Genomic DNA, 9,674 nt, shown 5'->3' with positions numbered 1-9,674 from the left:
CGATATCGCCGCCGACGCCAGGAACAAGCTCGAGCCTGTCACTACCGCAAACGACTCGAACCGCCGTAAGCAACGACATCGGGTTGCAGTACTAGTGGCAGCGACAACGCAAGCACACGCAGCGCATTTGTGTGACCCTGTCCTCGTAATGGCGAAGACGAACGCTCACCTAGGACCGATCGTGCGACCCCACCACGGCGATACCGAGGGTCAGCGCCCACGATCGCCGATCGTGTGCTGCCGTCGTCCCCCAGGCTCCCATCAGCAGGGCCGTTGCCTGGTCCAGCGGTCGCCGGCACATCTCGTCGATCTCGGTGGACGGGGTGAACAGGTCCGCGGTCGCCGGGGCGGTGACGGCCGCGAAGTAGTCGATCACCTTCGGCCAGCCGGCCTTGTCGTAGCGGGTCCCGGCCAGCCACGGTCCGAGGACGACGCTCAGTCCGGTCTCCTCCCGGACCTCCCGGACGGCGGCCGCGGCAAGCGGTTCGCCGAACGCCGCCCTGCCTTCGGGACGCTCCAGTCCCCGCGGGGGCGGTGCACGAGGACGACCTCCTTCGTCGCACCCGCCGGCCGCCAGACCACGGCACCGGCCGCGAGAATGGGAATACGAAAATGGGTCATGTCGACGGCACTTCCCGGCTCCGATCAACGTTGCGTTGAGGGTGCCTCAATGCTAGGAACAACCGTCCTTTATCACGTCTACCTGATGGAGTGATGAAGCTCCGGCGGAAGGATTCGAACCTTCACCTGTGCGCATCAACAGTGCGGTGCCCTGCCGTTGGGCGACGCCGGATCGTGCAGCGCGAACGGGATTCGAACCCGCAACATGTCCCGGGTGAAAGCCGGGCGATTCTTCCTTTCGTCCACCGCGCCAAAGGTGTTGCGTGTCGCCGGGTGGGTTCGAACCACCGGCCTCCGACTTATCAGATCGGCGCTCTGACCGGCTGAGCTACGGCGACATGTGCTTCGCGCCCCGTGCCGGGATCGAACCGGCGGCCTCCCGCTCGACAGGCGGGCGCTCTCCCATTGAGCCAACGGGGCTGGGTGTCCCGGGTCGACCGGGGCTGGATACAGAAAACCGCCCGATTCCGATGTGGAATGGGCGGCGCGACGAACGCTGAAGCGATCTATCGGCGCCACCGGATAATATCTTCATTGATCGCGTTCATCTCGGTCTCCCCCGGGTCGGTGTGGAACTGGTGGAAACAGTAAGCCGCTCGCCCGGAGCGGGCAACGCATTTATCGTGGCATCGTGCTGCCAGATTTCGTGCCGGGCCTGCGACTGTGCCGGGCCTTCTACACCGACGCCGTCCGTCCGCTGCTCGACGAGGTTCTCCCGGGGCTGCCCCACGCCGCCGCCCGGATCGGGCCGGGTTCGGAGGTGCTCGGGTTCGACACGCCGCGTTCGGTCGACCACGACTGGGGTCCGCGGCTGGAGCTGTTCCTGCTGCCGGAGGATGTCGCGCGGCACGGCGCCGAACTGTCGGTGCTGCTCACGCAACGACTGCCGAAGCAGATCGGCGGGTGGCCGACGAACTTCGCACCGGCTGACGCGCGGGTCCGTGTGATGACGCCGACGACCGGGCCGGTCGCCCACCGCGTGCAGATCACCGACGTGGCGAGCTGGTCGGCCGATCGGCTCGGCTTCGACGCCTGGGGCCGGGCACCCACCACTCTGGACTGGCTGGCCACGCCCACCCAGCGGCTCGCCGAGACGGTCGGCGGCGAGGTGTTCCACGACGGCATCGGGCAGCTGACCGCGTTGCGGACCCGGCTGCACTGGTATCCGGACGACGTGTGGCGGCAGGTGCTGGCCGCCCAGTGGCAACGGATCGCGCAGGAGGAGGCGTTCGTCGGGCGGGCCGCCGAAACCGGTGACGAGCTGGGCAGCCGGATCGTCGCGGCGCGCCTGGCCCGGGACGTCATGCGGTTGACGCTGCTGTTGGCGCGGCGCTTCCCGCCGTACAGCAAGTGGTTGGGAAGTGCCCTCACCGCTCTGCCGGAGGCGGCCGGGATCGTCGCCGCGCTGCACGAAGCCCTTGCCGCCGGTGATGTGCGGCAGCGTCAGGACGCGCTGTGTGACGCCTACGAGGCGGCCGGTGCGTGGCAGAACCGGCTCGGCATCGCCGAGCCGGTCGACGCGATCCGGCGCCCCTATTTCGACCGGCCGTTCCCGGTGATCGACGCGGGACGGTTCGCCGCCGCGCTGACCGGCGGCGAACCGCCCGGCTTCGGGGCCATCGACCAGTTCGCCGACAGCACCGACGTCCTGGAACGCCCGAACCTGGCACGCCGGATCATGCGCGGCGTGACGCCCGATTGAAGGCGCAACACGGCCGGATCATGCGCGGCGTGACGACCGATTGAAGGCGCAGCGCGCCGGATCATGCGGAGCCGGACCACCGGCGGGAGCCGCAGCGCGCCGGATCATGCGCGGCGTGGCCGCCGGGTGAAGCGGAAGCACCCCGTAAGGCCGAAGTCCGCGTCGATGGCTGCCGCACGGAACGCGACCGCCGTAGGGTTTGCCGATGACTGTTGCGCAGGCTCCGTTGCCCTCGCCGCCGATCACCGGCGGGCCCGGAATCCCGGCCCGGCTGCCGGCGCCGGCCGGGACGTGAGCGGGTGAGCGACCGGACCGTTGCCGACGTGGTCGGCGAGACCCTCGCGAGACTCGGCGCCGATCTGGTCTTCGGCGTCGTCGGCAGCGGGCACCCCCATGTCACGAACGCGCTGGTCGCCAACGGCGCCCGGTTCGTCGCCACCCGCCACGAGGGCGGCGCGGCGACGGCCGCGGACGCGTACGCACGGGTCAGCGGACGGCCCGGGGTGATCACGGTGCATCAGGGTGGCGGCCTGACGAACGCGATGACCGGGATCGCGGAGGCGGCGAAGAGCCGTACCCCGTTGATCGTCCTGGCCGTGGAGCCGGCGGCCGGCCGGGTCGATCAGGGGGCGCTGGCACATGCGGTCGGCGCGGTCGGCGATCGGGTGCACGGCCCCGCGTCGGCGGTCGCGGACACGACCCGCGCATGGCGGACCGCGGTTCTGCAACGGCGCACCGTAGTACTCCACCTGCCGATGGACGTGCAGGCCGAGGCCGCCGAACCGGACGAGGTCCCGCCCGCGCCGGCGATGCAGCCGCCCCGTGCGTCCGACGACGCCGTGACCGCTCTGGCCCATCTGCTGAAGAACGCCGGGCGACCGGTGTTCATCGCCGGCCGCGGCGCTCTCTGCGCACGGGCCGAGGTGGAGGCGCTGGCAGCGGCGGCGGGTGCACTGCTGGCCACGTCGGCGGCGGCGAAGGGCCTGTTCGCCGGCGACGACTGGAACCTCGACGTCTCCGGCGGTTTCGCCACGCCGCCGGCGGCCGAGCTGATCCGCGACGCGGACGTGGTGGTCGCGTGGGGCGCCTCGCTGGACGGGTGGACCACCCGGCACGGTGCGCTTATCGGGCCCGACGCCGCGGTCGTGCAGGTGGACCTCGAACCGTCCGCCTTCGGCGTCCATCACCGCGTCGACCTGGGTATCTGCGGGGACGCACGTTTGACGGCGCTCGCCGTGGCCGGCGCGCTCCCCGATCAGCGGCAGGCCTACCGGACCGATGAGGTACGGGCGAAGCTGCGCGACCGGGGACGCTGGCGCGACGTCGGGTACACCGACACCGGCGACGGGTCCACCATCGACCCACGGACCCTCGCCGTCACCCTCGACGACCTGCTCCCCGCCGAACGGGTGATCGCCGTCGACGCGGGCGACTTCATGGGCTACCCATCGATGTTCCTGTCCGTTCCGGATCACCACGGTTTCGTGTTCACCCAGGCTTTCCCGTCGATCGGGTCGGGCCTGGCGAGCGCGCTCGGGGCGGCGCTGGCGAGCCCCGGCCGGCTGCCCGTCGCGGCGTGCGGGGGCGGCGGTTTCCTGACGGGTATCGCCGAACTCGACACCATCCGGCGGCTCGGCCTCGGCATGCTGATCGTGGTGTGGAACGACGAGGCGTCCGGGACCGGGCCGGCCGGCCACGGGCTGTCCACGGTGGTGGTGCCGGAGACGGATCTGGCCGCCATCGCCCGCGGTCACGGGTGCGCGGCGGTGACCGTACGCCGGCCCGAAGATCTTGATCCGGTCCGGGAGTGGCTGGCCGGCCCCCGTGAGCTGCCGATGGTCGTCGACGCGAAGGTCACCGCCGCACACCCGTCCTGGTGGGAGGCGGAGCCCTTCGGCGGCCACTAGAGATCGAAGGTCCACCCGATCCGTCGTTCGACGTCGTCGAGGGCCCCGGACTCGTGCCAGGACAACTGCGGCTAGGCTCCTCGCCGGTCACGACGTTCCCCAGGTGTCGCGGCCGGATCGGCCATCGGTACACCGCACCACACCGGTGGGCCGGTCGGGAAGGATGGGGACATGTCCGCAGAGGTGTCCCGCCCACGGGGCGTCGGCCGTCCGCCCCGCCTGTCGCTGGCGGCGATCATCGCCGCGGCGGAGCGCGTGCTGGTGGCCGAGGGCCCGGAGAAGCTGTCGATGCGGCGGTTGGCGACCGAGCTGGGCAGTACGCCGATGGCGCTCTACCACCATGTCCGCGACAAGGACGAGCTGCTGGTACGGGTGCTGGAGTCGCAGGCCCGGACGATGCCGCGGCCGGACCTGCCGGCCGAGCCGCGGGACCGGCTGGTGGCCGCGTCGGTGCTGCTCTACGAGTTGCTGGCGGAGCGGCCGTGGATCGTCGAGGTGCTGACCGGCGACGACCTGATCGGGCCGTCGGCGTTGTGGATCGTCGAGGTGATGGTGGGCGCGGCCGCCGACTGCGGGCTCACCGAGGACGAGGCGTTCTACGTGTACCGGACTATCTGGTTCTACATCGTCGGCGACCTGATCATCCGGGTGACCGGGGGTCGCCGCCGCGCCCGGGCCGGTGCGGCCCACCAGGACGGGGTCGTCGCCGGGCTGACCGCCGACGACCATCCGCGGCTGGCGTCGCTGGCCGGGCGCTGGGCCGAACTCAACGCCCGCGACACCCACCGGCGGGCGCTGACGGCGATCGTCGACGGGCTACTCCCCTGAGAACGCGGCGTACCGGCCGCCGAGACGCAGCAGCTCGTCGGGGGTGCCCTGCTCGGTGATCCGCCCGCCGTCGAGGAAGACCACCCGGTCGGCCCGGCGCACGGTCCGCATCCGGTGGGCGACCATGATGACGGTACGGCCGGACATCAACCGGTCGATGCCGGCATGGACGGCCGCCTCGTTGTCCGGGTCGAGCGCCGACGTCACCTCGTCGAGGAGCACGATCGGTGCGTCCTTGAGCAGGGCCCGCGCGATCGAGACCCGCTGGCGCTCGCCGCCGGACAGCAGCGTGCCGCCCTCCCCCACGATCGTCAACCAGCCGTCGGGCAGCCGGTCGACGACCTCGTCCAGTCTCGCGGCGGTGGCGGCGGCCCGTACCTCCTCGTCGGTGGCGGTGGGGCGGCCGAGCCGCACGTTCTCCTCGATCGTGGCGTCGAAGAGGTAGACGTCCTGGAAGACGATCGCGATGCGGGCGGTCAGGTCGGCCGGGTCCATGTCGCGGACGTCGGCGCCGCCGACCCGGATCGCGCCCCCGTCCACGTCGGCGAACCTGGCCTGCAGGCGCAGCAGCGTGGACTTGCCGGCGCCGGACGGGCCGACCACGGCGAGTCGCCGCCCCTGCGGCACGGTCAGCGACACCCCGTCCAGGACGATGCGGTCGCCGTCACGGGAGGTCACCGCGTCGAACTCCAGGTCGTGGCGGGCGGGGCGGACCGGGTTCGCCGGTTCGGGCAGGGGTGCGGTGCGCAGCAGGCGGTCGAGGCGGTCCCATTCGCCGCGGGCGGCGCGGAGTTTGCCACCGATGTCCGAGAGTGACAGCAGCGGGTCGGCGGCGCGGGCGGCGAGCACCAGGATCACCAGCAGTTCCGCGGCGGTCACGAGCCCATCGCTGCCGGCCGCCGCCGCGCCGGTCCGGTGCGGGCCGCCGCCCACCGCGAGGGCGACGCCGAGGGCCAGCACGGCGGTGAAGACGAACTGCACGGTCACGGCCAGGCCGACCGCGCCCGGCAGCACCGACAGGGTCCGGCGGCGCGACGCCCGCTCGACCTCCCGCAGCGCCCGGTCGAGCGGCTCGAAACCGTCCCGGCCGCCGGCCCGCAGGACCGGCTGGGCCTGCACGAATTCGACGACCCGGGCGGCCGCCTCGTCGGCCCGCCCGGCGTGGGCGGTGTCGGCGGCGGCGGCCGACCGCGCGGTCACCACGTGGACGGCCACCACGAGCGGTGCCGCGACCAGCGCGGTCAGCCCCAGCCGCCAGTCGACGACGGTGATCACCACGACGATCGTCAGCGGGGTGACGCAGGCGGCCACGAACGGCGCCATCAGATGGGCGGCCACCCCCATCGCGGCGAGCAGTCCGCGGCCGGCCATCGAGGACACCTCGCCGACCCGCGCGCCGGTGAACCAGGCGATCGGCAGCCGGGCCAGGTGCCGGCCGAGACGGTGGTACATGCCGCGCAGCATCGTGGTACCGACCCGCATACCGGCCAGGTCACTGCGGTAGCGCAGCAGGGCGTAACCGGCGACCGCCACGGCGAACGCGATCAGCCACGGCCGGGCGTCCGCCGGTGTACCGCCCAGCAGCGCCCGCAACAGCGGCACGAGCAGGGCGTAGAGCAGGCCCTCGGCGACGGCGGTGAGCACCATCAGGACAACGGTGCGGCGCATCGGCACGGCGTACTCGTGGCCGAGCACGCGCAGCAGGGTCCGGATCATCGGACGATCACCCCGTCGCGCAGCGTCACCACGGTGTCGGCGCCGGCGAGGGTCTCCGGCCGGTGCGCGATCACCAGCACCGTCCGGTCGCGCAGGGTGGCCAGCGTCCGGCGTACCGCCCGGTCGGTCTGGGGGTCGGCGAACGCGGTCGCCTCGTCGAGCACCAGGATCGGTGTCCGCGCTGCCAAAGCACGGGCCAGTGCGATCCGCTGCGCCTCACCGCCGGAGAGTTCGGCCTCCTCGCCGAGGACCGTGTCGTAGCCGCGCGGCAGCTCCAGGATGCGGTCGTGGATGTGCGCGAGCTTCGCCGCACGGATCACCGCGTCGCGGTCGGCTTCCGGCACGGCGAGGGAGATGTTGTCGGCCACCGAGGTACGCAGCAGGCGCACGTCCTGGAACACGAAGGAGATCCGCCGGTGCAGCTCCCGCCCGCCGATGTCGCGCAGGTCCACACCGCCGAGGAGGATCGAACCGGCGTCCGGGTCGAAGAACCGTGGCAGCAGCCGCACCAGCGTCGACTTGCCGCTGCCGGACGGCCCGGTCAGTGCGGTGATGGTGCCCGGTTCCACGGTCAGGTCGACGCCGCGCAGCACCTCGCGCCCGTCGTAGGCGAACCGCACACCGCGCCATTCGAGGCGGTCACCGTCCGGGACGACCGGGTGCGCCGGTTCGGGCAGCGGTTCGACGGCGAGCACGTCGCGGATCCGGCCGACCGCCCGGCCGGCGGCCTGCAGGTCGTCGAAGCCGTGCCCCAGAGCCGCCACCGGGGCGGTCAGGCCGAGACCGAGCAGGAGGAACGCCAGCAGATCGGGCGGGGCGAGGTGGCCGGAGGTGATCAGCGCGGTGCCACCGGTCAGCACGGCGAGCAGCACGAACGGCGCAGACAGCGCCAGCTGCATCCCGGCCGCGACGGCGGACACGCCGCGTACCCATCGGGTGAAGATGTCGACGAAGTCGTCGGCGGCGGTGAGGAAACGGCGATGGGCGTGGTCGGCTCCGCCGAACGCCTTGACGACGGCGATGCCGCGGACGTATTCCACGCTGGTGTCGGCGATGCGGCCCAGGGCCGCGTCGAAGGCCTTCTGTTCGCGGGTACGGCCGGAGGTCATCAGCAGCGGGACGAGCGCGATCGCCGCCACCACCGGGACCAGGGTGATCAGGGTGAGCCGCCAGTCGACGGTCAGCAGGTAGATCAGCGACACCAGCGGCACGGCGAACGCCGCGGTCAGTTCACCCGGGGCGTGCGCGATGAACGGGTGCACGGCCGTCACGTCGTCGCCGACGACCTTCGCCAGTTCGCCGGTGCGCCGGTGGTCGAGCCAGCCGAGCGGCGCACGGCCCAGGGCTGCGGCGAGCTCTCTGCGCAGGGTGAGCTGGACCCGCCCGTCGAGCAGGTGCCCGAGGCCGGCCGACGCCGCGGTGAGCAGCAGCCGCAGCAGCAGCCCGGCGGCGCCGAGGAACACGACCGTCGCGAGGTGGCCGCCCTCCACCGGGCCGGGCGCCAGCAGCACCCGCCCCACCTCGGCCACCGCGAGCAGCGGCGCCAGGCCGGCGAGTGCCCCGGCCACCTGTAGTGCCGCGACGATCACGAACCCGGTGACGTGTGGCCGCAACAGTTGCCCGATGGTCATGCCGATCACTCCCCCGCCTATTACCGTACGCGTAAGGTAATAGGTCGGGACCGCTCTGGTCCACCCCGCCGTTCCGGTGACCTACGATCAATCATCCAAGGAAGATGATTCTTCGGAAGATGAGTGATGGCTGATCTGAAGCGGCTGTACCGGGAGCTGGTCTCGTTGGAGATCGAGCTGTGGGGCGGCGTCGAGGCGCGGCTGCGAGCCGAGGTGGGACTGCCGCTGACCTCGTTCGAGGTGCTGCACCTGCTGTTGCGCCGGCCGGGACCGCGGATCCAGGACATCGCGGAGGAGTTCTCGATCACGGTCGGCGGCACGAGTAAGGTGGTCGACCGCCTGGAGGCGGCGGGCCTGTGTGAGCGGCGGGCCAATCCGAACGACCGCCGCTCGTCGGTGGTCGAGTTGACGGCCGAGGGGCGCACGGTGGCACAACGGGCACTGGAGGTCTTCGAGGAGGAGCTGGAGCTGCGGATCGGCTCGGTGATCTCCGAGCAGGCGGTGCACGACGTCACGGCGGTGCTGAGCACGCTGCGGGCGGCCGGACGGGCGCTGGACCTGGAGCGGAAGGCCACCGGGCGTACGCCCGGGCGGGACCGGGCCGCCTCCTGAGCCGCGACGGCCGCGCAGTGGCGGTGGACTGACCCCCGGGAGGCTTCCCGTCCGGGGCCGCAAAGGCCCCGGACGATGGCGGCGTCAGCCCCAGAAGGCGTCCTCGGCGGCCTGGTCACCGGAGAACAGCCACATCTCGGTGATCCTGCCGGCGGTGATGCGCAGGAGGTCGACGCCGTCCATGCTCATCGACGCGTCGTCACGACGGGCACCGAAGTGAATGGTGGCGGCGACCAGATCACCGTTGGCCATCAGGGTGCGGACCTCGTCGATGGCGAACGTGCCCCGGCTGGTCTCCATCATGCCGCCGAGCATCTGGAAGACGGCGTCGCGACCCTTGCGGTCCCCGGAGAACCGGTTGGCACCGGGCTGGTGCCAGACGATCGCCTCGTCGAGGAGTTCACCGAGGGTCGCCATGTCCCCGGTCTGCACGGCTGCGAAGTAGGTGCGGGCGATGTCGATGTTCGCGCTGGTCATGGTGGTTGCTCCTCAGAGTTCCAACGGGGACGGGGTGCCCGGCGGGCCGGCGCAGCCCAGCCAACCATTTATCTTCCGTGGAATCAACTTCTGAGGAAGATTATTCCCGGGTGTGTTTTCACGTCGCCGTCGCCGGCCGGAAGCCGGTGGCCGCCCGGATCGCGGGCGGCCACCGATCCC

At 71.9% G+C, this 9,674-nt stretch carries 8 protein-coding genes and 4 tRNA genes; 4 read left to right on the top strand and 8 right to left on the bottom strand.

The features are described from left to right. Positions 1–169: 169 nt before the first annotated feature. The 5 genes from BC793_RS43990 to BC793_RS43970 form a co-directional block, all read right to left on the bottom strand. The gene (locus BC793_RS43990; RefSeq protein WP_203896607.1) at positions 170–649 is read right to left on the bottom strand and encodes an NUDIX domain-containing protein; all 480 of its coding nucleotides are present in this window, start codon (positions 647–649) and stop codon (positions 170–172) included. Between the two features lie 71 nt (positions 650–720). Next, positions 721–793: transfer RNA gene (locus BC793_RS43985), tRNA-Asn, on the bottom strand. A gap of 5 nt (positions 794–798) precedes the next feature. Beyond that, positions 799–873: transfer RNA gene (locus tag BC793_RS43980), tRNA-Glu, on the bottom strand. A 12-nt stretch (positions 874–885) separates the two neighbouring features. Then, a tRNA-Ile gene (locus BC793_RS43975) sits at positions 886–959 on the bottom strand. Positions 960–969: 10 nt separating this feature from the next. After that, a tRNA-Asp gene (locus BC793_RS43970) sits at positions 970–1,041 on the bottom strand. A gap of 211 nt (positions 1,042–1,252) precedes the next feature. On the opposite strand from BC793_RS43970, the gene BC793_RS43965 reads away from it, so the two are divergent. From BC793_RS43965 to BC793_RS43955, 3 genes are all read left to right on the top strand, one after another. Further along, the gene (locus tag BC793_RS43965) at positions 1,253–2,323 is read left to right on the top strand and encodes a DUF4037 domain-containing protein (RefSeq protein WP_239170661.1); all 1,071 of its coding nucleotides are present in this window, start codon (positions 1,253–1,255) and stop codon (positions 2,321–2,323) included. A gap of 299 nt (positions 2,324–2,622) precedes the next feature. After that, positions 2,623–4,230: a thiamine pyrophosphate-binding protein gene (locus BC793_RS43960; protein WP_109602581.1), complete on the top strand. Its 1,608-nt coding sequence runs from the start codon at positions 2,623–2,625 to the stop codon at positions 4,228–4,230. Positions 4,231–4,401: 171 nt separating this feature from the next. Then, positions 4,402–5,058: a TetR/AcrR family transcriptional regulator gene (locus BC793_RS43955; RefSeq protein ID WP_109602580.1), complete on the top strand. Its 657-nt coding sequence runs from the start codon at positions 4,402–4,404 to the stop codon at positions 5,056–5,058. Here the strand turns inward: BC793_RS43955 and BC793_RS43950 are convergent. Together BC793_RS43950 and BC793_RS43945 are read right to left on the bottom strand one after the other, a co-directional pair. Next, on the bottom strand, positions 5,047–6,774 hold the full coding sequence (locus BC793_RS43950) for an ABC transporter ATP-binding protein (protein WP_109602579.1): 1,728 nt from the start codon (positions 6,772–6,774) through the stop codon (positions 5,047–5,049). The two genes, BC793_RS43955 and BC793_RS43950, sit on opposite strands and share 12 nt — an antisense overlap. Beyond that, positions 6,771–8,405 (bottom strand): ABC transporter ATP-binding protein, encoded by a 1,635-nt coding sequence (locus BC793_RS43945; protein WP_109602595.1) that lies wholly within the window; start codon positions 8,403–8,405, stop codon positions 6,771–6,773. Before BC793_RS43945 ends, BC793_RS43950 begins: the two co-directional genes overlap by 4 nt. A 126-nt stretch (positions 8,406–8,531) precedes the next feature. Here BC793_RS43945 and BC793_RS43940 point away from each other — a divergent pair, with 126 nt between their 5' ends. After that, the gene (locus BC793_RS43940; RefSeq protein WP_109602578.1) at positions 8,532–9,017 is read left to right on the top strand and encodes a MarR family winged helix-turn-helix transcriptional regulator; all 486 of its coding nucleotides are present in this window, start codon (positions 8,532–8,534) and stop codon (positions 9,015–9,017) included. Between the two features lie 84 nt (positions 9,018–9,101). Here BC793_RS43940 and BC793_RS43935 read toward each other — a convergent pair whose 3' ends face one another. Then, positions 9,102–9,494: a nuclear transport factor 2 family protein gene (locus BC793_RS43935; protein ID WP_109602577.1), complete on the bottom strand. Its 393-nt coding sequence runs from the start codon at positions 9,492–9,494 to the stop codon at positions 9,102–9,104. Positions 9,495–9,674: the final 180 nt, after the last annotated feature.

It is taken from the genome of Actinoplanes xinjiangensis (genome assembly GCF_003148685.1).
In the GTDB taxonomy this organism is placed as follows: domain Bacteria; phylum Actinomycetota; class Actinomycetes; order Mycobacteriales; family Micromonosporaceae; genus Actinoplanes; species Actinoplanes xinjiangensis.
Note: the sequence above shows the minus strand (reverse complement) of the source record. Positions and strands in the feature narration are given on the sequence as shown.